17 protein-coding genes are annotated in these 22,347 nt (G+C 71.2%); 10 read left to right on the top strand and 7 right to left on the bottom strand.

Features of this window, described 5'->3' with window-relative positions; translation table 11 throughout:
• Positions 1–3 precede the first annotated feature (3 nt).
• On the top strand, positions 4–870 hold the full coding sequence (locus tag IEZ15_RS02730; protein ID WP_189273827.1) for an AraC family transcriptional regulator: 867 nt from the start codon (positions 4–6) through the stop codon (positions 868–870).
• A 174-nt stretch (positions 871–1,044) separates the two neighbouring features.
• Complete coding sequence (locus tag IEZ15_RS02725) at positions 1,045–1,905, top strand: S1 family peptidase (protein WP_189273825.1); 861 nt, start codon at positions 1,045–1,047, stop codon at positions 1,903–1,905.
• A 66-nt stretch (positions 1,906–1,971) separates the two neighbouring features.
• On the opposite strand, the gene IEZ15_RS02720 is transcribed toward IEZ15_RS02725, so the two are convergent.
• Positions 1,972–2,793: a TetR/AcrR family transcriptional regulator gene (locus tag IEZ15_RS02720; RefSeq protein ID WP_189273823.1), complete on the bottom strand. Its 822-nt coding sequence runs from the start codon at positions 2,791–2,793 to the stop codon at positions 1,972–1,974.
• 84 nt (positions 2,794–2,877) lie between these two features.
• On the opposite strand from IEZ15_RS02720, the gene IEZ15_RS02715 reads away from it, so the two are divergent.
• Positions 2,878–3,729 (top strand): siderophore-interacting protein, encoded by an 852-nt coding sequence (locus tag IEZ15_RS02715; protein WP_189273821.1) that lies wholly within the window; start codon positions 2,878–2,880, stop codon positions 3,727–3,729.
• Positions 3,730–3,747: 18 nt separating this feature from the next.
• Here IEZ15_RS02715 and IEZ15_RS02710 read toward each other — a convergent pair whose 3' ends face one another.
• Positions 3,748–4,887 (bottom strand): helix-turn-helix domain-containing protein, encoded by a 1,140-nt coding sequence (locus IEZ15_RS02710; protein WP_189273819.1) that lies wholly within the window; start codon positions 4,885–4,887, stop codon positions 3,748–3,750.
• A 178-nt stretch (positions 4,888–5,065) separates the two neighbouring features.
• Here IEZ15_RS02710 and IEZ15_RS02705 point away from each other — a divergent pair, with 178 nt between their 5' ends.
• The 4 genes from IEZ15_RS02705 to IEZ15_RS02690 are packed head-to-tail and all read left to right on the top strand — an operon-like array spanning position 5,066 to position 12,245.
• Positions 5,066–5,674 (top strand): toll/interleukin-1 receptor domain-containing protein, encoded by a 609-nt coding sequence (locus IEZ15_RS02705; RefSeq protein WP_189273816.1) that lies wholly within the window; start codon positions 5,066–5,068, stop codon positions 5,672–5,674.
• A gap of 10 nt (positions 5,675–5,684) precedes the next feature.
• Entirely contained in the window at positions 5,685–7,910 is a 2,226-nt protein-coding gene (locus tag IEZ15_RS02700; RefSeq protein ID WP_189273814.1) for an outer membrane protein assembly factor BamB family protein, read from the top strand.
• A gap of 16 nt (positions 7,911–7,926) precedes the next feature.
• Positions 7,927–8,358 carry a hypothetical protein gene (locus IEZ15_RS02695; protein WP_189273812.1) on the top strand — a complete coding sequence of 144 codons (432 nt, stop codon included), beginning with the start codon at positions 7,927–7,929 and terminating at the stop codon, positions 8,356–8,358.
• On the top strand, positions 8,355–12,245 hold the full coding sequence (locus tag IEZ15_RS02690) for an nSTAND1 domain-containing NTPase (protein WP_189273810.1): 3,891 nt from the start codon (positions 8,355–8,357) through the stop codon (positions 12,243–12,245). The genes IEZ15_RS02695 and IEZ15_RS02690 overlap by 4 nt, the downstream gene beginning before the upstream one ends.
• A gap of 89 nt (positions 12,246–12,334) precedes the next feature.
• Here IEZ15_RS02690 and IEZ15_RS02685 read toward each other — a convergent pair whose 3' ends face one another.
• The 3 genes from IEZ15_RS02685 to IEZ15_RS02675 form a co-directional block, all read right to left on the bottom strand.
• Positions 12,335–13,867, bottom strand: coding sequence for a S8 family serine peptidase (locus IEZ15_RS02685; protein ID WP_189273808.1), 1,533 nt, complete (start codon positions 13,865–13,867; stop codon positions 12,335–12,337).
• A 196-nt stretch (positions 13,868–14,063) separates the two neighbouring features.
• Complete coding sequence (locus IEZ15_RS02680) at positions 14,064–15,686, bottom strand: N-acyl-D-amino-acid deacylase family protein (RefSeq protein ID WP_189273806.1); 1,623 nt, start codon at positions 15,684–15,686, stop codon at positions 14,064–14,066.
• 98 nt (positions 15,687–15,784) lie between these two features.
• Positions 15,785–17,122 (bottom strand): alanine racemase, encoded by a 1,338-nt coding sequence (locus IEZ15_RS02675; protein ID WP_189273804.1) that lies wholly within the window; start codon positions 17,120–17,122, stop codon positions 15,785–15,787.
• A gap of 135 nt (positions 17,123–17,257) precedes the next feature.
• Here IEZ15_RS02675 and IEZ15_RS02670 point away from each other — a divergent pair, with 135 nt between their 5' ends.
• From IEZ15_RS02670 to IEZ15_RS02660, 3 genes are all read left to right on the top strand, one after another.
• Positions 17,258–18,310 carry a sugar kinase gene (locus IEZ15_RS02670; protein ID WP_229845696.1) on the top strand — a complete coding sequence of 351 codons (1,053 nt, stop codon included), beginning with the start codon at positions 17,258–17,260 and terminating at the stop codon, positions 18,308–18,310.
• A 73-nt stretch (positions 18,311–18,383) separates the two neighbouring features.
• Positions 18,384–19,142 carry an IclR family transcriptional regulator gene (locus tag IEZ15_RS02665; protein WP_114246353.1) on the top strand — a complete coding sequence of 253 codons (759 nt, stop codon included), beginning with the start codon at positions 18,384–18,386 and terminating at the stop codon, positions 19,140–19,142.
• A gap of 6 nt (positions 19,143–19,148) precedes the next feature.
• On the top strand, positions 19,149–19,559 hold the full coding sequence (locus tag IEZ15_RS02660; protein WP_114246354.1) for a RidA family protein: 411 nt from the start codon (positions 19,149–19,151) through the stop codon (positions 19,557–19,559).
• 222 nt (positions 19,560–19,781) lie between these two features.
• Here IEZ15_RS02660 and IEZ15_RS02655 read toward each other — a convergent pair whose 3' ends face one another.
• Together IEZ15_RS02655 and IEZ15_RS02650 are read right to left on the bottom strand one after the other, a co-directional pair.
• Positions 19,782–21,062 (bottom strand): glycosyltransferase family 39 protein, encoded by a 1,281-nt coding sequence (locus tag IEZ15_RS02655; protein ID WP_189273800.1) that lies wholly within the window; start codon positions 21,060–21,062, stop codon positions 19,782–19,784.
• Entirely contained in the window at positions 21,059–22,282 is a 1,224-nt protein-coding gene (locus IEZ15_RS02650) for a bifunctional glycosyltransferase family 2/GtrA family protein (protein WP_189273799.1), read from the bottom strand. The genes IEZ15_RS02655 and IEZ15_RS02650 overlap by 4 nt, the downstream gene beginning before the upstream one ends.
• Positions 22,283–22,347 lie beyond the last annotated feature (65 nt).

Here is a 22,347-nt window from a genome sequence, read left to right as displayed (position 1 = left end):
GGGGTGCTGGAGCGGCTGAACCAGGCCATGGAGCACATCGAGGGCCGCCTCGGTCAGCGGATCGATGCGGCCGAGGCGGCGCGTATCGCGCTGACGTCGGAGTACCACTTCCGGCGGATGTTTTCGGCGTTGGCCGGGATGCCCCTGACGGAATACATCCGGCGTCGGCGGCTGACCTTCGCGGGCGCCGAGGTGCTGGCAGGGGAGCGGACGCTGCTGGAGATCGCGGTGCGCTACGGGTACAGCTCGGGGGAGGCGTTCGCGCGGGCGTTCCGGGCCATGCACGGTGTCGGTCCCGGCGAGGCCAGACGGACCGGTGCGGCTCTGCGGTCCCAGCCCCGGATGTCCTTCCACCTCGTGGTCGAAGGGAGCGGCAGCATGCGGTACCGGATCGTGGAGAAGGAGGAGTTCCGTGTGGTCGGGAAGAAGGCGCGGGTTCCGCTCGTGCACGAAGGGATGAATCCGGCCATCGCCGAATTCATCCGGGGCATCGGACAGGAGACGGTGCGGCGCATCGCGGAACTGTCCGACCAGGAACCGGAGGGAGTCGTCTCGGTCAGCGACAACCTCGCCGACAGCCGGGCGGAGGGGACCGAACTCGACTACTACCACGCCGTGGTGACCGGTGGGGCCGTGCCCGAGGACCTGGACGCACTGGTGGTCCCGGCGGGCGCGTGGGCCGTCTTCGAGAACTCCGGGCCCTTCCCGCAGGCACTTCAGTATCTGTGGCGGGATGTGTTCACCCAGTGGTTCTCGTCCAATCCGTACCGGAGCAGGCCCGGTCCCGAGATCCTGCGCACCCGGGTGTCGCAGGACGCCGGACAGGCCGAGGCGGAGCTCTGGATCCCGGTGGAGCGGACCGCGGTCTGAGACCGGCCGGCACGGGCCCGACGGCCTGAGACCGAACGGCCCGATACCCGACGGCTTGAAACCGCCCCTTGTGGGGGCCCTTGCCGTGCGCCAACATGCGCATGTCAAAACCGAAGGAACTTCGGCCGCAGGGGCCATTTGGGCCCTGCACAGGTCACTGGAGGGGACCCCCACATGAAGAAGCCTCTCGTCGGCGCGCTCTTCACCGTTCTGCTGCTCGGGGCGGGAATCGCACCCGCGACCGCGGCCACCGGCCACGACGCGGCAGCGACCGACACCGTCAAGACGAAGCTCAGCCCCAAGGCGGTCAACTTCGCCGGGACCGTCGCGCTCAGCAACTGTTCCGGCTCCGTCGTCCGTACGCCCAGCTCCCAGCCCTCCGACCCCGCGCTCGTGCTCTCCAACGGGCACTGCATGGAGTCGGGATTCCCGGGGCCGGGCGAGGTCGTGTTCAACCAGCCGTCCACCCGTAGCTTCACCCTGCTGAACGCCTCGGGCAGCGGAGTCGGCACCCTGCGGGCGAGCAAGATCGCGTACGGGACGATGACCGACACCGACATATCGGTGTACCAACTCACCCGCACCTACGCCCAGATCGAGAGCAGCTACGGCATCAAGGCGCTGGAGCTCAACACCGCGCACCCGGTCCAGGGCACCGCGATCACGGTGGTCTCCGGCTACTGGAAGCGCACGTACGCCTGCAATGTGGACGGTTTCGTCTACCGTCTCAAGGAGGGCGAGTGGACCTGGAAGGACTCGGTCCGCTACACCTCCGCCTGCCAGACCATCGGCGGCACGTCCGGCTCCCCGGTGATCGACAACGCGACCGGCAAGGTCGTCGCCGTCAACAACACCGGCAACGAGGACGGACAGCAGTGCACGGACAACAACCCGTGCGAGGTCGACGAGAGCGGCAATGTGACGGTGCGCCAGGGCATCAACTACGCCCAGGAGACCTACGGCATCGTGCCGTGCATCGGTACCGGCAACAAGTTCGACCTCAACCGGCCGGGATGTGCCCTGCCCAAGCCGTGAGTTCGTGAGCCACGTCGCCGCCGCGATGCCGACCGGGCACCGCGGCGGCGACGCGCGCTCGTGGGGTCACGGAGTGCCCATGCGCCGGATCGCCGCGTCGATCCCGTCGAGCATCACGTCGAGTCCGACGGCGAACGTCTCGCGCGCCTCGCGCTCCAGGTACGGCATCGCCTCCTCGCCGGGGGCGGAGGGCGGCTGCTGCGGGGTGCCCTCGCTCTCCATCGCGCTCAGGCTCGGATAGCGGTCCGCGAAGTCGGGCGCCACCTCGCCCAGCAGCGCCGAGCGGGCGAACCACCACTCCTCGTCCGACTCGCCCGTCACCGCCGCGGCCTGCCGCGCCTCGGCGACCGTCCCGGCGCAGCCGCGGACGAAGTGGGTCAGCGTGCCGACCAGCCGCCGCCGGAGCGACGCGTCGAGCCCGGTTCCGTTCAGCAGGCGTACGAGCGTGTCCAGGCCGGCGTACTCGTGCGGGCCGAGGACCGGGCGGGCCTGGGAGACCTGGAGCACCCAAGGGTGGCGGAGGAGGAACGCGAGCGTGTCGTGTGCCCAATCGGTCAGTCCCGTACGCCAGTTGTCGATGCCGGCGTACCGGGTGGGCAACTCGGCGTGGACGGCGTCGTACATCAGGTCCAGCAGCTCGCTCTTGCTGGGGACGTAGGTGTAGAGCGCCATCGCCGTACGTCCCAGCCGCTCGCCCACCGCGCGCATCGAGAGCGCGGCCATGCCGTCCTCGTCGGCGACGGCGATCGCAGCGGTCACGATCGCGTCCGCGCTCAGCCCCGGCCTGGGGCCCGGCCCGGGGCCGCGGCGCCGCTGCGCCGGCTGTTCGGTGCGCCAGAGCAGGGACATCGAACGGCGGGCGTCGCCCTGTCCGGCAAAGACCACCACTTGCGACTCCTTACGTCATAAAGTAACTTCGCCGAGGTAATTCCTTACGGCATAAACTATCAGTCGCAGAGAGTGGGTGCCGCGATGGGGCAGGCATTGCCCGTGTCGTACGTACGGGTCGTGGGCGTGGAGCGGATCACCCCGCGGACGGCACGCATCACCTTCGCCGGGGACGCGCCGGCGGAGCTCATGGAGGACCGGCCCGACCAGCAGATGAAGCTCTGCTTCCCGAGGGACGGGCAGGAGGTGCCGCGGCTGCCGGAGCCGGACGCCGACGACACGTACGGCATGCGGTGGTACGAGGCGTACCTCGCGATCCCCGAGTCCGAACGTCCGCTGATGCGGAGCTTCACGGTTCGCGCGTACGACCGGCGGCTCGGCCTGATGGCCGTCGACTTCGTGCTCCACGGCGACGAAGGACCCGCCGCCCGCTGGGGCCGGGACGCGCGCCCCGGGGACGTCCTCGGCATGGTCGGCCCGTCGTCGATGTACGCCCGGCCGCTGCCCACCGCCGACTGGCTGCTGCTGGCCGGGGACGAGACGGCGCTCCCGGCGATCGGGACGCTCCTGGAGTCCCTCCCGGCCGGGGCGCGGGCGGTGGTGTACGCCGAGGTGGCCGACGAGGCGGAGGAGCAGGTGCTCGACTCGCCCGGCGAGGTGAGCGTCCACTGGGTGCACCGGGACCGGGGCGAGACATTGACGGACGCGGTGAGGGGCGCCGAACTGCCCGCCGGGTCCGGTGCGGCGTGGCTGGCCGGCGAGGCCGGGGCGGTGCGGGCCCTGCGCCGCCATCTGGTCGAGGAGCGCGGACTGCCCAGGGCCGCCGTGGAGTTCAGCGGCTACTGGCGGATGAGCCTCACCCAGGACGACGCCCCGACGGAGGAGGACCTGGCCTGGGCGAAGGAGCGTGCGGCGGAGGACCGGGACCCGTCCTAGCCAGATCTGTCCGTACCGTCAGCCGATCGCGAGGGCGGACGATGCGTCGATGAGGGCGAGTTGGCCCGGGCTGGCTCTCCGGGTCCGGGCCTGTTCCACGAAACGGCCCAGCTCCGCGCGGACGGTGGCCGAATCGATGCGCTTGATCACGGGCAGCGTGGCCTCGACGATCTGACAGGCGTCGTCGAGGCGGCCGACACCGGCCAGGGCTGTCGCCTGCCGAACCGCGAAGCGGGCCAGGGAGTTGCTGTCCGCCGGGACGGTCGGCCGACGCCGGCGCTCGGTGGCGAAAAGGTCGGCGGCCACCTCGAAGCGACGGAGGCTGAGCATGCAGGACGCCTCGATGAGCCGAGGGCTGCCGTTCTCGGTGCGAGGGCCCCAGTGAGGGCTCCGGTCGCCGATGGCCTCGGCGGCGTGGCTTCTGAACCGCTCCAGTGCCTCCCGGCAGGCCCCCGCATCGCCACGGCGCGCATGCCCCTGGGCCGCGCGGCGCGCGGCGTGCGCACGGATCACCGGGTTGGCCGCCGGGTGCCCGGCCGCCTGGTCGGCGAATCCGATCGCCGCATAGGTGTCACCGCGGTGCTGGGCGATGAACGCCTTGCGGACCAGGGCATACGCGGCCACCGTTTCGTCCCCGCCGTGTGCGCCCCAGCGGACAGCGAGATTCGTCCAGCGCAACGCCTCCGCGGGATTTCCCGCCTCTTGTGCCATCCACCCCGTGTATTCGGCGAACCTCGAGGCCAGCAGCCAGATCTCGGCACGCTGCTCGCCAACGGCGTGCGGACCGGCGTCCGTCAGGATCCGCGTGATCGACTTCATCGAAGCGGTGACGAACCTCGGTCCGGTGGATCTGCCGATGTCCTTCAGCTCCCACAGGACCCGCTCGTATCCGGCGACCACGGGGCCGGCCTCGACGACGCCCTCGGCCCGGGCGCCGCGGCGGCCGGCCCCGGCCAGCTCGACGAGTTCCCCGCCGGTGCCGAAGGCCGCGTCGCATGCCGCCGCCACAGCGGGCGTCGGGTTGCGCAGCCCGCTCTCCAGATTGCAGATCTGCCCTTCGGACACGTTCGCACGCCGGGCGAACTCGCGCACGCTCCACCCCCGACGTGCCCGGAGTGTGGCCAGGACGACGCCGAAGTCGCCCGGCGGCAGACGCATGCTGGGCGATCTCCCTGCCGGGACCGTCCCTGCCGAGCTGTCCGCCGGATCCATACCCGCCAGCGTACGGAGCCCTGCGGCCGCTATTCAATCCCCGGCGAATAGCCACCGGGCGAGTACGGCGCCCCTAGGGTGAGCACGATCCCTGACGTCAAGGCTTGCCAGAGAGGGGGCAATTGTGCCGCGCATCTTCCTCAGCTTTCGCAAACCGGACTCCCGGTGGATGCGAAATCGCGTCTACCGCGCGCTGTCCGACCGCTTGGGTGCCGACGAGATCTTCAAGTCGGGCCGGTCGATACCGCCCGGGGCCGATTTCGCCGAGATCCTGCGGAGGCAGGCCGCCGAGTGCGAGCTCATGTGCGTACTGATCGGGCCAGGGTGGCTCGACGCGCGGAGCGAGGACGGGGTGCGGCTCCTGGACCGGGCTCACGACTGGGTCCGGCTGGAGATCGCGACAGCGCTGCGGGCGGGAAACCGCGTCGTCCCGGTACTTCTGGGTGACGCGACGATGCTGCCCGACGCCTCGGCGCTGCCGGCCGAGATCGCGGAGCTGGCGCGCCTGCAGTTCCTCCGCGTTCCGGAGACCCATCTGCCGGACGGGCTGGAGCACTTGGGCGACGCGGTGACCGCTCTCCTGTCCGATACCGATACCGACCCCGCTGTCGAACCCGGGCACGGCACGGAGCCGGCCGCCGATCCGGAGCCATCAATCACCATGACGGCCCATGTGTCCGGCGGCGGCAGCGCTTACCAGGCGGCCCGTGATCAGACGATCAGGCTGGCGTGAGGGGCTGAGGATGGATCATCCCGGAGCAGACGGTGCTCGTCGGATCGGGCCGTATGCGCTGCTCGGAAGACAGAGCACCGCCGGCGGGAGCGAAGTCTTCGCGGCCCGCTCGGACGAGGGGCTCCTCGTCACGGTCACGGTCGTGGGGCCCGAACTCGCCGCGGACCCGGGGTTCCGGGAGCGGTTCCGAGCCGCCGTCGGGGCGGCACGGACGCTGTCCGGTGCCTTCCTCATACCGGTGGTGGATGCCGACGCCGACGCGCCGGTTCCCTGGCTGGCGACCCGGTTCACCGCCGGACTGCCGCTCCGGCAGGCGGTGGACCGGCACGGCCCGCTGTCCGAACCGGCTCTGCGGGTGCTCGCCGACGGCCTCGCCCGGGCGCTGGCCGCACTCCACGCGGCCGGTACGGTCCACGGCGAGGTGAACCCGGACTCGGTGCTGCTGACCATGGACGGGCCCCGCATCACCGCACTGGGGATGGTGGGAGCCACCGGAAGTCCGGCACCCTCACCGACGGACGACATGTTCGACCTCGGGTCGACCGTGCTGTTCGCGGCTTCCGGAGGCGAGCCGGACACGGACGCACTCCCGGTGTCGCTGCGTGACGTGATCGGCGGCTGCCTGTACCCGGAACCGTCGGACCGTCCCACCGCGGAGCAACTCATCGCCTACCTGAGGCATCAGAACCTGCCTGCCCTGGCGGGCAGTTGGCTGCCGCCGACGGTGACCGCCGACATGGCCGCCGCAACCGCGGCGGTGGGATCGGTGTCCGCCGGGGGTGGCGGCCTGGGCCCGCTTCCTCCGCCGCCGGAGATCGCTGTCGGCGCGGGTGTCAGCCGCCGGAAGCTGATCACCGCTCTGGCCGGGGGCGCGGCCGTACTCGGCGGGACCGCGGCAGCACTCGCTTTCTCCGGCGACTCGTCACCGGCACCCGACGGCCGGGCCGGCGGGCCCGGGCCCACTGCGCGGCCGACCTCTCCGTCGGGCGCGCGATCCACGTCCGCCTCCTCCGCGTCGCCGTCCTCGACGGACGGGCCGGAACAGATCGTTCTGGCCGGACCCGACGCCGTCAAGGCATGGTCGGAGGCCGGAAAGCACGCCCCCACCTGCTTGGAAGCGTCCGACAAGGTGGTCATGGTGGTCACGGCCAAGGCTACGTCGTTCCTGGACGCCGCGACCGGAAAATCCGTGTTCCACCCACTGAACACGACCAACATGTTCCGCACGAGCAGCTTCGAGTACCGGACGGCGTACGCGGACGGAGTGTTCTACCTGCTCTGCGACACACCGAGTCAGCCAGGCCTGCTGGCGGCGTTCGACGCCGCCAGCGGGAAGGTGAAGTGGGCGACCAACCTTGCCGCCTACGACCCCGGCGGCCCCACGTTGGTGTCGATGTACCCGAGTAACTATGTGGCAGTCGCGGGGGACGCGGTCTATGTATGCGGACAGGTGCGCCAGAAAGGCGGGAAGTACTCGGCCGAGTCTCCGACCACCGGCTACATCCGTGCGTTCAACGCCGCGACCGGCAAGGGGCTGTGGCAGGTCAAGGGCACGGACATCAACAACGTGCTCGTGCCGCCAACCGGTTCCCACCTGCTGGCTGCCTCGGCCGTTCCGGCCAAGAAACCCGGCCGCGTCCAGATGATCGACGCAGGCAGGAAAGGTGCCCGCGGCTGGAAGGTATCCATCCCGTACAAGTCGTACTACTTCAACACCGGCTGGCCGCTGACGTGCTACGCCGCCGGGCTGTTCCTGTTCGCCGGCGGCAATGGCGACACGCTGTTCGCCGTGGACGCGGCCACGGGCAACGAGAAGTGGCATCGGCGCTTCGATGCGAAGAACGGGGACCAGGTCAAGATCGGCACCCCGTTCTCCAGCCCGGACGGCGCGACCGTCTACGTACCGGTCGGCAGTGACCTGGCCGCCCTGGCCACGGCCGACGGCACGATCCAGTGGGTCGCGACGCTCGACGGCGCCAACGACATGGGCGGTTCCAACCAGTTCAACGCCTCCCTCGCGATGGGCGGCAAGAGCGCGCAGTGTTCGGCCGACACCGTCTTCGCCACCGACGGCGCCAAGACGCTCTGGGCCATCGACGCGGCCACCGGCAGGGCCCGGTGGAGATACAGCGACCCCGGGCAGCCGGACGTGGGGTTCATGTGGACGGTGGGCGGCGACCACGTGTTCATCGCCTCCCACCTGACCATGACCGCCATCGCGGCCCACGGGCGGTAAGGGACAAGGAGAAGACATGGAGACGAGTGTGGAACTCGCCGGCCTGGCATCGGCAGCCGCGGCGCGCCTGATCGATCTGCTGGCGACGGACGGCTGGGGCGCGGCCAAGTCCTTGGTCCTGGCGCTGTGGCGGTCCGCTCACCCGGAGCGCGTCGAGGAGGAACTCACCGATGCGCGCGGCGAGTTGCTTCAGGCACGGCAGACGGGCGACGGCGAGGAGCTCCAGGGGCTGCTGGTCGCCGAGTGGCAGGCCCGCATCATCCGGCTCATGGCCACGCGGCCGGACGTCGTCGACGAGCTGCGCGCGCTGTTCGGCGGGGAACCGCGCGCTGCCGGAACCCCGGAACAGCAGATCACGGGCTCGATGACGCTGGAGGCACACGTCTCCGGCGGCGACGCGTTCCTGGCCGGCCGGGACATGACCGTCACCAGGGACGGACAGGCGTGACCGAACGCAGCACCGAGGCATCGCCCCCCGACGAGCCGCCCCTCTGGCAGCCGAGACGGCAGGAGGCGCGCGTGACCGGCGGCGGCAGCGCCTTCATGGCCGGCCGCGACCTCCACGTCCGCCTCGGCGACGAGGGACGCAGAACCGTGCCCGGCCCCGGCGCCGACCAAGTGCCGTGCCCGTACCCGGGCTTGGTCCCGTTCGACGACGAACACAAGCAGTGGTTCTACGGCCGTGAGCGCATGGTCCACCTCGTGTGCGAGCGGATGGACGCCCGGATGCGTGAGGGCGGCCCGCTGGTGCTGATCGGCCCCTCGGGGGCAGGGAAGTCGTCCCTGCTCGCGGCCGGGGTACTGCCGGCCCTGGACGACGGCCGGCTTCCGGTGGCGGGGTCGAGCACCTGGCCGCGGCTGCTGCTGACCCCGACGGCATCCCCGGCCCTGGCACTGGCGGCCGCCGCCGGGCTCGACGCCGAGACCGCCCGGCGCACGGCACCGGCGTGGCGGGCCGATCCCGCAAGGTGCCTTGCCGAGCTGCGCGAGATCACCGGAGCCGGCGATCCGGCGCCCGCCGGGGAGTCCCCCTCCGCGGGCCTGGTCGTCGTGGTCGACCAGTTCGAGGAGATCTTCACGGCCTGCGGCGACGAGACCGAACGGCAGTGGCTCATCGACGTGCTCGACCGTCTGGCCCGGCCCTCGGGCGGGGCGGTCGTGGTGCTGGGAGTACGCGCGGACTTCTATGCCGCGTGCACGGCCCATCCGCAGCTCCGGGCGGCGCTCCGGGCCGGGCCGGTCCTGCTGGAGCCGATGACGGAGGGCGAACTCAAGGACGCGATCCGCCGCCCGGCAGGCAGCGTGGGACTGGACGTCGAAGACGGCCTGGTCGAGGTGCTGCTGACGGAGCTGGGCACGGTCGGCGGATCCGTCGGGGCGAGTACCACGGGCCGACTGCCGCTGCTCGCACACGCGCTGCGGGCCACCTGGCAGCAGCGCCACGGCCACACGCTCACCGTGGACGGGTACCGCGTCACCGGCGGCATCCAGGGCGCCATCGCCATGACGGCGAACAGGCTCTACGACACCCTGCCGCCGCCCTGCCAGGAGGCCGCACGGTGGGTGTTCCTGCGGCTCGTCATCGTGGGACGCGACGCCGACGACACCCGCCGGCGCGTCCGGTCCGAGGAGCTGCTGCGTGACGCGCCCGACCGGGATGCGGCCGCCAGAGTCCTGGACGACTTCACCGAAGGCCGACTGCTGACCCTGGACCAGGACACGGTGGTGATGACCCATGAGGTGCTCATCCGTGCCTGGCCCCGGCTGCGGGACTGGATCGAGCACGACCGCACCGGGAACCTCGTACGACAGGATCTGGAAGACGCGGCCGCGCTCTGGGAACAGGCCGGCCGGGAGGCAGCCGCGCTGTACCGCGGCAACCGCCTGGAGACCGCCCTCGCCTGGGCCGAGACGCGCGGGGCGGAACTCAGCGGCGTCGCCCGGGCCTTTCTGGCGGCCGCCCGCCACCACCAGCGGCGCGGGCAACGGCTCCGGCGCGCCGCGGTCGCGACCATCACCGCCCTGGCCGTGGTCGCCTCGCTGGCCGCAGTGTTCGCCTTCCGGCAGGAGGCCAACGCCCGGGAATTCGCCACCAAGGCCCTGCAATCCCGCGACCAGGCCATCAACGCCGCCGTCACCTCCGCTTCCGTGCAACTGGGCCCGACCGATCCCTCGCTGTCCGCCCAGCTCGCGCTGACCGCCTACCGTATGGACCCGAACCCGGATGCGGCGTCCCGGCTCATCACGACCCAGAACACCCCGCTGGCCACCCGGCTTCCCGGCCCGCGCGGCGCGGTGTACACCGTGGCCTACAGCCCCGACGGGCACATGCTGGCGGCCGGGAGCATCGACCAGAACCTCGTCCGGCTGTGGGACGTCTCCGATCCCGGCCGTCCGGTGGCGCTGGGCCGACCCGTGCCCGTGGACCGTTCCGTCAATTCGATCCTGTCGCTCGAGTTCAGCCCGGACGGCCAGGTGCTGGCCGTCGGCGGCCACACGAGCCACAACGGCGACGACGGTTCCGGCGGATTCGTCGACCTGTGGAGCCTGACCAGCCCCAGCCACCCCGTCCTGCTCGGCCGGCCGGAGAGTCCCGGCATTCAGGGCTGGGACGCCTTGAGCTCCGTCGAATCGCTGGCGTTCAGTCCCGACGGCCGTACCCTGGCCGCCGTATGGCACGCCGGATTCGTCAGCCTGTGGAACGTCACCCACCCCGACGACGTCAAGCCCGCGAAAGCGCCCCTGTACCTCGACTGCCCCGACGTCTTCTCCCATCGTGTCGCGTTCAGCCCCGACGGTCACACCCTGGCCGCCGCATGCGACGACGACGCCGGCACCATCAGCCTGTGGGACACCACCGACCCGGCCCACCCCGTCCGCGGCCGTTCCCTGAAGACCGGGCATCCCGTCAACTCCCTGGCGTTCAGCCCCGACGGCCGCACCCTGGCCGCCGGATCCACCGACAGCAAGGTCCACCTGTGGAAGGTCGCCGACCCCGGCCACCCCACCTCTCTGGGCAAGCCGCTGACGGGTCCCGCCCAGCCCGTCATGTCGGTGGCGTTCAGCCCCGACGGTCACACCCTGGCGGCCGGCAGTGCCGACCGCGCCATCCATCTGTGGAACGTCACCCGCCCCGGGGCCATCGGTCCTCTGGGCCGGCCGCTGACCGGTCCGGGCAACTCGGTCACCGACGTGGTGTTCAGCCCCGACAGCCGCACCCTCGCCGCCGGAAACAGCGACGGCAACGTCGATCTGTGGAGTCTGCCGCCGACCCGGATCATCGGCGCCGGCGGCAATGTGGTGTCCGTGGCGTTCAGCCCCGACGGGCGCACCCTGGCCGCAGGAAACCAGAACAAGACCGTCTCACTGTGGAACACCGCCGACCCCAACAACCCCGCTCCCCGCGGTGATCCGCTCACCGGCCCCGAGGACGCGGTCGACGCCGTGGCGTTCAGCCCGGACGGGCGCACCCTGGCCGCAGGCGACAGTGGCGGCACCGTCACGCTGTGGAACACCGCCGACCCCAGCCATCCCGTTCGCCTCCCTGAGACCCTCACCGGGGCGAACGGGCTCATCTTCTCCCTGGCGTTCAGCCCCGACGGCAACACCCTGGCCGCGGCCGGCGACGACAAGTTCGGCAGCATCGCCCTGTGGGACGTCAGCGACCCCGCAAAGCCCGTCACCCAACCCGGCATCTCCAATTCAGACACGAGGTCCGTCGAATCCCTGGCGTTCAGCCGCGACGGCACGATGCTGGCGGCCGGCGGCGACGGCAGCAACCGGCAAGTCGGACTGTGGAGTACGACGGACCCGGGGGTCCGTATCGGGGAGCCGATCGACCAGCCGATCGCCACCAGCACCTGGGTGGCGTTCAGCCCGGACGGCCGCACCCTCGCCACCGGGAACAGCCGCGGCACCGTCACCCTGTGGAATGCCACCGACCCCAACCACCTCACGCGCAGGGGCAGTCCCCTTACTGTGCCCGGCGGCAGCCTGTGGTCGGTGGCGTTCAGCCCGGACGGGCACACCCTCGCAGCGGCCGGCCACACCGACAACGGCACCATCAACCTGTGGAACGTCACCGATCCCGACCACCCCACCGCCATCGGCCGGCCGCTGACCGTGGATACGGGATTCGTGGCCGTTCTGGCGTTCAGCCCGGACGGTCACACCCTGGCTGCCACCACCGACGACGGCGTGGCCACGCTCTGGGACCTGAAGGTCGAGACCGCCATCAGTCGCATCTGCGCCGGAAGCTCCGGCGCCCTGAGCCGACAGCAATGGAGCCGATACGTTCCCGAACTGCCGTACGACCCACCCTGTGTGACCACCTAGTAGGGCCTGGTCAGGTCGATATCGGCTCTGGCATGTTGCGGTGACAGATGGGGCAGGCGCGGTCCAGGCCGCGAGGAGTAACCGAGCCCTTACTTCGTCACAGCGTTCAACGCGTTCACGATCCCCCGCCCGTAGAAACCGTTGTGGTTCTTCGGCCCCTTGCACACGGCGTCGATCTCGCCGTCGGAGTCGATGTCGTACGGATCCGTGCACGGCGTGGCGTCGGCCTCGGAGTACAGCAGGGCCTTCACCTGGCCGGCGGTGGCGTGCGGGTGCGTCGACTTGATGAGGGCGGCCACCCCAGCGACGTGCGGGGACGCCATCGACGTGCCCGACTTGAAGGCCCACGTGCCGCCGGGCATCGTGCCGAGGATCCCAGCATCGCCGGCCGGCGCGGCCGGGGGCTGGTAGAGGATGGAGTCGCCTCCGGGCGCGGCGACGTCAATGACGTTCAGACCGTAGTTGGAGAACGACGACTTGATGCCCTTCGCGCCGGTCGCGGCCACGGTCACCACACCGGGCAGCTGGGGCGGTATGACCAGGCACTTGTGCGGGTCGATCACGCGGTCGCCCGGCATGCCGTCGTTCGGGGAGGCGGGGTCGGTGAGGGAGTCCGCGTCCAGGTCGCGGCGCTCGTTGCCCGCGGCCGCGACGTTGACCGTGCCCTTGCGCTCCGCGTACCGCGAGGCCCGGGTGGTGGCGTCGACGAGTGCTCTCTGGTCCGGGTCGTCGAGGCAGTTGAAGTTCCAGGGGTCGGTGTAATAGCTGTTGTTGGTGACGTCCACGTGGTGTTCGGCCGCCCAGACGAAGCCGCAGACCACGGCCTCGGTGTAGATGTAGTCCGCCGGGGTGGACACCTTGATGCCGGCGACCCGCACGCCGGGCGCGACGCCGGTCATGCCGATGCCGTTCTTGGCTGCCGCGATCTCACCCGCGACATGAGTACCGTGGGCGGCGCCCTCCGACGTGCTCGGCCGCCAGGCCCCGTCCGCGGTGTCCGGCTTGCCCGAGGCGCAGTTGACGGACGCCTCACGGTCGAAGTTCGGGGCGAGGTCGGGATGGGTGTCGTCCACGCCGGTGTCGATGACGGCGACCGTGACGTCGCGGCTGCCGAGCGTCTTCTCGTGTGCCTTGTCCGCCTTGATGGCGGGCAAGTCCCACTGCGACGACTCCAGGGGGTCCTGGCCTTCGGCCGACTGAGCGCTCGCGACCTCCTGGGCGCTGAGCACCCGCGTCGCGCCGACCTCGGTCGTCGACTGCGCGGCAAGGGGCGCGTTGCGGGTGACGCCGGCCGACTGCACGCCCGGAACCCTGCGGACGGTCCGGGCGAAGTCGCGGTTCGAGGAGTGGACGACGATCACGCCGATCCGGTCGTACGAGATCACGATGGTGCCGCCCGCGTCGGCGATGGCCTTCTTCACCGTCGTGGACGGGCCTCGTCCGGTAGCGACGTTGACGATGTAGCTGAGGGAGGTCGCGTCGGCCGTCGTGGCCGTCGTGGCCGTCGGGACCGCGTCGGCCGCCGACGCCGTGACGTTGGGCAGGATTGCGAGGGCGGTCGCCATGACCATCCCCAGCGGAAGGGCGACGAGGCGACGGGAGCACGTGCGCGGCGCTGTCATAGAGGTCTCCAGTTGGTTCGCGGTACGGGTGGTATGACGCGTGTGGAGACTCAACAAGTTGATCGACGGGGTCACTTGACTGTTCGCAGGGCGTTGACGATGCCGAGCCATGGAACCCCTTCACGCGCTCGCCACCCGTGCAGGTCGCGTCCACGACCCCGTCGCGGTTGTGGTCGTAGGGGTTCTTCGGCCCGGATCAGCGGGTGCGGTCCGCTCCCCGTACCGCTCGGCCCGCCAGCACCTGGGTCCGGCGGCCGTCCTCGATGACGAAGCGGCCGTCGATCAGCACATGCGGGATGCCGGCCGGCAACGTACGCGGTTCCTCGAACGTGGAGCCCGCCGCCACCGTCGCCGGGTCGAAGAGGACCAAATCCGCGCGGTAGCCCTCGCGTACGTGTCCCCGGTCGGTCAGACGCAGTCGCTTCGCCGGGCGGGAGGTGAGGTGGGCGACGCACTCCTCCAGTGACAGGATGCCCAACTCCCGTACGTACCGGCCGAGATACTGCGGGAACGTGCCGTACGCGCGCGGATGCGGCTTGTCGCCCTGGAGGATGCCGTCGCTGCCGCCGGTGTGTACCCGGTGGCGCATGATCTGCTGGACGTTCTCCTCGTGGCCCACGTGCTGGAGGATCGTGGAGCCGAGCCGGTCCTCGATGAGCAGCCGGCGTGCGGTCACCCAGGGGGCCTCCCCGCGCAGGCGGGCGGACTCGGCGACCGTACGGCCGACATGGCCGGCGAGGCGGGGGACGCCGACGCCCGAGATCTCGATCGTGTCCCACTCGATCGGCACGCCGTGGCAGCCGTCCGAGCCCAGTGCCTCCATGTGGTGCCGGATCCGCTCCGCCACCCTGTCGTCCGCGAGGCGGGTGAGGATCGACTCGGGTCCGCCCTCGCTCGCCCAGCCCGGCAGCATCGCGACGAGGGTCGTGCAGCCCGGCGTGTACGGGTAGGTGTCGAGGGAGATGTCCGCGCCCGCGTCGAGGGCGTCGTCGAGCAGGGCGAGGAGGTCCGGTGCCTTTCCCTTGTTCACGCCGAAGTTCATGGTGGCGTGGGCGAGGTGGAGGGCGCAGCCCGCGTTCCTGGTGAGCTGCACCATCTCCTCGTACGCGCCGAGCGCGCCCGCCCCGTACGAGCGGTGGTGCGGGCAGTAGTAGCCGCCGTACCCGGCCACCACCCGGCACAGTTCGGTGAGTTCGGCGTCGTTCGCGTACATGCCGGGTGTGTACGTGAGGCCGGAGGACATGCCGACCGCGCCGTCCGCCATGCCCTGGGCGACGAGCTCCTTCATCCGGGTCAGTTCGGCGTCGGTGGCCGGGCGGTCCTCCCAGCCCATCGCGTACATCCGGACCGTGCCCTGCGGGATGAGGTAGGCGGCGTTGACCGCGATGCCCCGGCCGTCGAAGTTGCGGTCCAGGCGGTCCAGGTACTCGCCGACCGTGCGCCAGTCGAAGTCGAGGTCCGAACCGTCGCCGTTCCAGCCGGTGATCGTCCTGCGTACCTCGGCGAGCGTGCGGTCGTCGACCGGGGCGTACGACAGGCCGTCCTGACCGAGGACTTCGAGCGTGACGCCCTGTGCGGCCTTGGCGCTGTGGTCGGGGTCGCGGAGCAGCGCGAGATCGCTGTGCGCGTGCATGTCGATGAAGCCGGGGGAGAGCGCGAGTCCGTCGGCGTCGAGGGTACGGCGGCCGGTGGGGCGCGGGCCGGGGGCGTGTTCGGGGTGGATCTCGACGATCCGGCCGTCCCCGATGGCCACGTCTGCGCGGTGGGCGGGGGTGCCGGTGCCGTCGATGACGTGTGCGTTACGGATGACCACGTCCATTTGGTGGGCCGCCTTTCGCCAGGATCAAGCCCCTCCGGCGATCGAGGAGCGGGGGTCCGGGGGCGGAGCCCCCGGACCCGGGGAGGGACGGGCAGAGGTCAGAAGAACGTGCGGATGTAATCCGTGACCGTGCCGTCCGCCTCCACCAGAGGAATCAGCTGCCACTTGTCGAAGCTCGTGCACGGGTGCGACAGACCCATCCCCACCCAGTCACCCACCTCCAGCTCCGCGCCCGGCTCCGTACGCACCCACGTGTGCTGGTCCGACAGACCGCTGACCGCGAGACCCTTCGCGGGCCGGACCGAGCCGTCGCGGCCGGACCGTACGACCTGTGCCTGCGGGAGGTCGAGGTCGTACGCGGCATCCCGCTTGCCCGCGTTGAGGAACGCCTGCTCGGGCGAGGGGCGGGAGACGACCTGGGCCCAGAGCCGGAAGGCGGGCTGCAGGGCCCCCTCCTCCGGGACACGGTTGAACGGGGTCAGGTGGCGGTAGTGGCCGTCGTCGTGCGAGACATACGCCCCCGAGCGCAGCAGCTTGAGCACCGGACCGGAGAGTTCCGGGATCTGGGCGAACACGTCCGCCACCGCGTCGAACCACGCGCTGCCGCCCGCGCTGATCACGATCCCCTCGTCGGCCGCCGACGCCGCGAACCGGCCCGCGCGGTCGAAGTCGACGGCCAGCGCGACGAGCCGGCTCAGCCACTCCCGTACCCGCTCGCCGGACGCGTCCGGCACCTCGGCCTCGTAACCGGCCACGCCCACCAGCCGCAGCGTCGAGGCCGCGGCCACCGCATCGGCGACCGCCGCGCACTCGGCCTCGGTACGGGCACCCGTACGCGCACCCTCGCCCGCGCCCAGCTCCACGACGACGTCCACGGGGCGGGAGGCGCCCGCCGCCCGCAGCGCCTCGTCCATCAGCTCCACGCCGCGCACCGAGTCCACGTAACAGATGAAGCGGAAGTCCGGATCGGAGTCCAGCTCACCGGCCAGCCAGCGCAGGGCCACGGCGTCGACGAGCTCGTTGGCGAGGAAGATCCGCCGGATTCCGTACGCCCGGTAGACCCGCGCCTGGTGCGGCACGGCCGCGGTGATGCCCCAGGCGCCGTGCTCCAGCTGGCGGGCGAAGAGCTGCGGAGACATGGAGGTCTTGCCGTGCGGGGCGAAGGCGAGCCCGTGGTGCTCCGCGTACGTCTCCAGAAGGGCGAGATTGTGCTCGACCGACTCGGCGGACAGGGCGAGCACCGGGGTGGTGAAACCGCCCGTGAAGAGATTGCGTCGCTCGGCGGCGAGGGCGCCGACGGTCAGCCCCTCCGCGTCGGGCGGGAGCGCCTTGAAGCGGTGGTCGACCAGCTCGTCGGCAAGTCCGGCCACAGGACGGTCGGCGGCCAAGGGGGCCTCCTCGATCGAAGTATTCGTTGCAGGATATGCAACACCCATTGCGCATATCGCTTAACGCTGTCTAACATCCGAGCCGACGCCGGGTCAATGCCGAAAGCCGGCAGCCGGCGCCGCACCGCTGCCCCGCCATATCCGCCGAATCACCGAACCAGCCGACCCCGCGAGGAGCCCCGAGTGTCCGGAACCCCGGCCAGGACCGCCGACGCCGCCACGACCGCCGAAGTCGTGTGCCTCGGCGAGTCCATGGTGACGTTCCTGCCGTCGCAGCCCGGACGCCTCGCCGACGTACCCTCCTTCGGTCGCGGTATCGGCGGCGCCGAGTCCAACGTCGCCTGCGCGCTCGCCGCCGCCGGGCACCGGGCGGCCTGGGTCAGCAGGGTCGGTGCGGACGGGTTCGGGGACCACCTCGTCGAGGCGGTCGCCGGCTACGGGGTCGACACCTGTGCCGTGCAGCGCGATCCGGTGCGGCCCACCGGGATCTACTTCCGTACGGCGACGGACCGGGCCACCGATGTGCACGAGGTCGCGTACTACCGGGCCGGGTCCGCCGCCTCCGCGATGTCCCCGGACAACGTCCCGTACGAGGCGCTGTTCGCGGGCCGCGTCCTGCATCTGTCCGGCATCACGGCGGCGCTCTCCGCCGGCTGCCTGGCCCTGCTCCACGACCTGACCGCCCCCCGGCCCGGTCGCCCGCTGATCTCCTTCGACGTCAACCACCGGCCGGGCCTGTGGCGCGACGCCGACGCGGCCCCCGAGGTGCTCCTGGACCTGGCCCGCCGCTCCGACCTGGTCTTCGTCGGCGAGGACGAGGCGGAGGAGGCGTGGGGGGTGAAGGGCGCGGAGGCGATTCGCGCGGCGTTGCCGGAGCCGGGGGTGCTGGTCGTGAAGCGCGGGTCCGACGGGGCGACGGTCTTCTCGGGCGCGGGCGAGGCCGACGACGTCACCGCGGTCCCCGCCCTGCGGGTCGACGTCGTCGCCCCCGTCGGCGCCGGTGACGCCTTCGCCGCCGGGTTCCTCTCCGCCACCCTCCGCGAACTCCCCGTGCGCGACCGCGTCCGGCACGGCCACCTCATGGCCGCCGCCGTCCTCACCGTCCCCGGCGACCTCACCGCCCCTCCGGCCCGCGCTCATGCCGACGCCCTTGCCGCACTGGACGACGAGGCCTGGGGGACACTTCGTCTCGGCCCCGGGTGGACGGGGCACGACCAGGAGGTACGTACGACGTGAGCGAGCGCAGCGAGCGAACGGACAAGAGGGGCGTCCCGGGCGAAGACCGGGCCGAGGGCAGCGAGGCACGCGTATGAGTCAGACCGTCGACAGGGCGCTGAGCATCCTGCCGCTGCTCGCAGAGGGGCCCGCCGACCTCGGGCAGGTCGCGGAGCGGCTCGGCGTCCACAAGTCCACCGCGCTGCGCCTGCTCCGTACGCTCCACGAGCACGGACTCGTCTACCGCCAGCAGGACCAGCGCTACCGCCTCGGTGCCCGCCTCTTCGCGCTCGCGCAGGAGGCCGTCGAGAACCTCGACGTACGGGAGATCGCCCACCCCCACCTCGTCGAACTCAACGAGAGCTGCGGCCACACCGTGCATCTCGCGGTGTACGAGGAGCACGAGGTCCTCTACATCGACAAGGTCGAGAGCCGCTACCCGGTCCGGATGTACTCGCGGATCGGCAAGCCCGTCGCGATCACCGTCGCCGCCGTCGCGAAGCTGCTCCTCGCCGATCTCACCGAGCCCGAGCGGCGCGCCGTCGCCGAGAAGCTCGACTACCCCATGTACACGTCCCGTTCGACCCCGAACGCCGGCGCCTTCCTCAAGGAGCTCGCCGCCGTCCGTGAACAGGGCTGGGCCACCGACCTCGGCGGCCACGAGGAGTCCATCAACTGCATCGGCGCTCCCATCCGGGGTGCGGACGGGCGGGTCGTCGCCGCGATGTCGGTCTCCGCACCCAATGTCGTCGTGACGGCCGAGGAACTCCTCACCCTGCTCCCCCTGGTGCGCCGCACCGCCGACACCATCAGCCGGGAGTACTCCGGCACCAACCAACCCAAGAAAGCCTGAACAGCCATGACCGAGAAGATCGCCCTCACCCCGAGCACCCACACCACGCCGCCCGCGAAGTTCTCGCACGGCGTGAAGAAGGGGAACATCCTCCAGGTCGCCGGCCAGGTCGGCTTCCTCCCCGCCATCGAGGGCCAGGCGCCCACCCCCGCCGGTCCGACGCTGCGCGAGCAGACCCTCCAGACCTTCGCCAACGTCAAGGCGATCCTGGAGGAGGGCGGCGCGAGCTGGGACGACGTGATGATGATGCGCGTCTACCTCACGGACGTGGACCACTTCGCCGAGATGAACGAGATCTACAACGCCTACTTCGGCGAGCAGAACCTCAAGGCGGCCCCGGCCGCCCGTACGACGGTCTACGTCGGTCTCCCCAAGGGCCTGCTGATCGAGATCGACGCGCTCGCGGTCCTCGGCTGAACCAGCCGATCCACTTGCCGCACCCGCACCACCGCACCACCGCGCACGGCACGGCGCCCCGCACCACGGGAGCGCCGTGCCGCGCTCCCCCTGCCCAAAAGCCCTCTCCGGCAACGGAGTCACCCATGCTGCTCGCCGCCACCCCACACCCGGCCGAGACACCACCCCACACGGCGGTGGGCAGGGTCGTGGTCATCGGGCATCCATTCCTGGGGCCGTCGGTTACGGGACGCCGAGTTCGAAAAGGCCGTAGCCCGCGTACGAGCCGGAAGCCAGGGCCGCGACGCCGAGGAGCATCAGCTGGTGGGTCGGGCTGAGGCGGCGCAGGGCGAGGGCGAGCGGGAGGAAGAGCGGGAAGAGGGGGAGCAGATAGCGGGAGACGTTGCCGAATATCTGCTGGCTGCCCAGGACGAGGACGAGGGTGAGGACGGTGTAGACGATCAGGACGGCCGGGGGACGCAGCCGGATCAGCAGCGTGAGCAGGGCGAGCGCGAGCAGGACGACACCGACGCCGATCAGGTCCGCGAAGGGCCAGGCGGAGAGATAGTCGGAGTGGCCCACCGGGACGGATGTGAGGACGTCAAGGGTGTGCCGGCCGTAGTCCCACTCGTGGGCCCAGGCGCCGGACTGGAGCTTGAAGTAGCCGCCGTAGTCGCCCATTTGGTGACCCACCCAGCCGAGATAGGCGAGGAGGCCGAGCGGGGCGACGGCCATCGCGACCACCGGACGCAGGATGCCGTCCCGGCGACGGTGGAGCGCGAGCAGGGCCGCGACGGCGACGGCGGCTATCAGCGCCACGGCGGTGGGCCGGTTGAGCCCTGCCACGCAGGTGAGGAGACCGGCGGTGAGCCAGCGGCGGCTCAGGACGGCATGGCAGGCCCAGACGGCCAGGGCCACGTAGAGGGAGTCGGAGTAGACCGCCCACTCCACGCCGGAACCGGGCCAGACGGCCCAGAGTCCGGCCGCGGCCAGCCCGGCCCGTCTGCCGCCGAGGCGTTCGATGACGGCGTAGATGCCCAGGGCGGCGGCCAGGGAGGCGACGACGGAGACCAGCAGGCCGGCGCCGTACACGCCGAGGCCGGTGAGCTCGGAGACCAGCCGCATCAGCGCCGGGTAGAGCGGGAAGAACGCCGCCGAGTTCCCTTCGAGGGTGATCGGGCCGGTGGCGCCGGGGATCGGGACCAGCCGAGGGTCGTACCCGTGCGCGGCGATCTGCTGGTACCACCAGCCGTCCCAGCTGGCCAGGACGTCCCACGGGTGGGCGCCGCCGCCGAAGCGCGGGTGCTTCGTGCGGTAGTCCCCGGCGGAGTGCAGCAGCCACATGAAGGCGGCGAAGCCGATGAACTTGAGCGTGCCGTAGACGGCCAGTACGGGACCGTAGCGCTCGGCTGTGCGGCGCAACCGGCGCCGGCGGTCGGGGCCCGTGGTGGCGGGCTGCTGCGACAGCCTCGCGTTCCAGATCGGGGTGGCGTTCGCGGTCGTACGGGCGGTGGTCCTGATCATGCGCGGAACACCCACACTCGGAAGCACAGGAACCGCAGCAGTGTCGCGGCCAGGTTGGCGGCGAGGAGTACGGCGAGTTCGATGGCCTGCCCGGCCGAGGGCACCGCGTGGTGCAGGGCGGCGAGCGATCCGCCGGTGAGCGCCAGGCCGATCAGGAGGACGACCAGGCCCCTGCTCTGGTGGCGCAGCACACCGCCGCGGCCACGGAGGCCGAAGGTGAGCCGCCTGTTCACGGCCGTGTTGGCGACGGCGCAGACCAGCAGCGCGAGTGCGTTGGCGGCCTGGGATCCGGCCGCCGGGCGCAGCGCCGCGTAGAGGAGCAGGTATGCGAGGGTGCTGACGGCTCCTACGGCGGCGAAGCACACGAGTTGGGTGGCGAGCCTGCCCGGTGCGTCGGCGCCACCGGCGCGGAGCGACCCGCCCGGCGGCAGCGTGCCCCGCGCCAGTGCCCCGCCGATCCTGGCGATGCCGCGCAGATCGGCCAGTGCCGTGGCGAGGATGTCGACCCGGGTGTCGGGATCGTCCACCCAGTCGACCGGCACCTCATGGATGCGCAGCCCGGCACGCTCGGCGATCACCAGCAGTTCGGTGTCGAAGAACCACTCCGAGTCCTGTATGAGGGGCAGCAGTCGCTCGGCCACATCACGCCGCACCGCCTTGAATCCGCACTGCGCGTCGGAGAAGCCCACGGCGAGGACGGAGCGCAGGAGGGCGTTGTAGCAACGAGAGGTGATCTCTCGCTTGGGGCCGCGCACCACCCGGGAACCGGGGGCCAGGCGAGTGCCGATGGCGATATCGGAGTGGCCGGAGAGCAGCGGGGCCACGAGCGGCAGCAACGCCGTCAGTTCCGTGGACAGGTCCACGTCCATGTACGCGAGTACGGGGGCCGACGAGAGCGACCAGGCGGTACGCAGCGCCCGGCCGCGCCCCTTCTCGGCCAGCCGAAGCCACTGTGCTTCGGGCAGTTCGTCCGCCAGCCGAGCGGCGATCTGCGGGGTGCTGTCCGTGCTGGCGTTGTCGGCGATGGTGATACGGAACGGATAGGGGAAGGTCTCGCACAGGTGTGCGTGGAGCCGTCGCACGCTCGGCTCCAGATCTCTCTCCTCATTGAACACGGGGACGACCACGTCCAGGACGGGCTCCGGGTGATGCGTCGCCACCGGTGTGCGGTGCGGCAGCCGGCTCAGGTCCTTCAGGGCAAGTGACCCTTGACTTCTCATGTTTTATCCTTTTTGTGACCTGGTACGGGGCAGGCCGAAGAAACTCGGGGCGACGGTGTGCTGCC

It is taken from the genome of Streptomyces atratus, from assembly GCF_014648655.1.
In the GTDB taxonomy this organism is placed as follows: Bacteria; Actinomycetota; Actinomycetes; order Streptomycetales; family Streptomycetaceae; genus Streptomyces; species Streptomyces atratus.
This window is presented reverse-complemented; position numbering and strand designations above follow the sequence as displayed.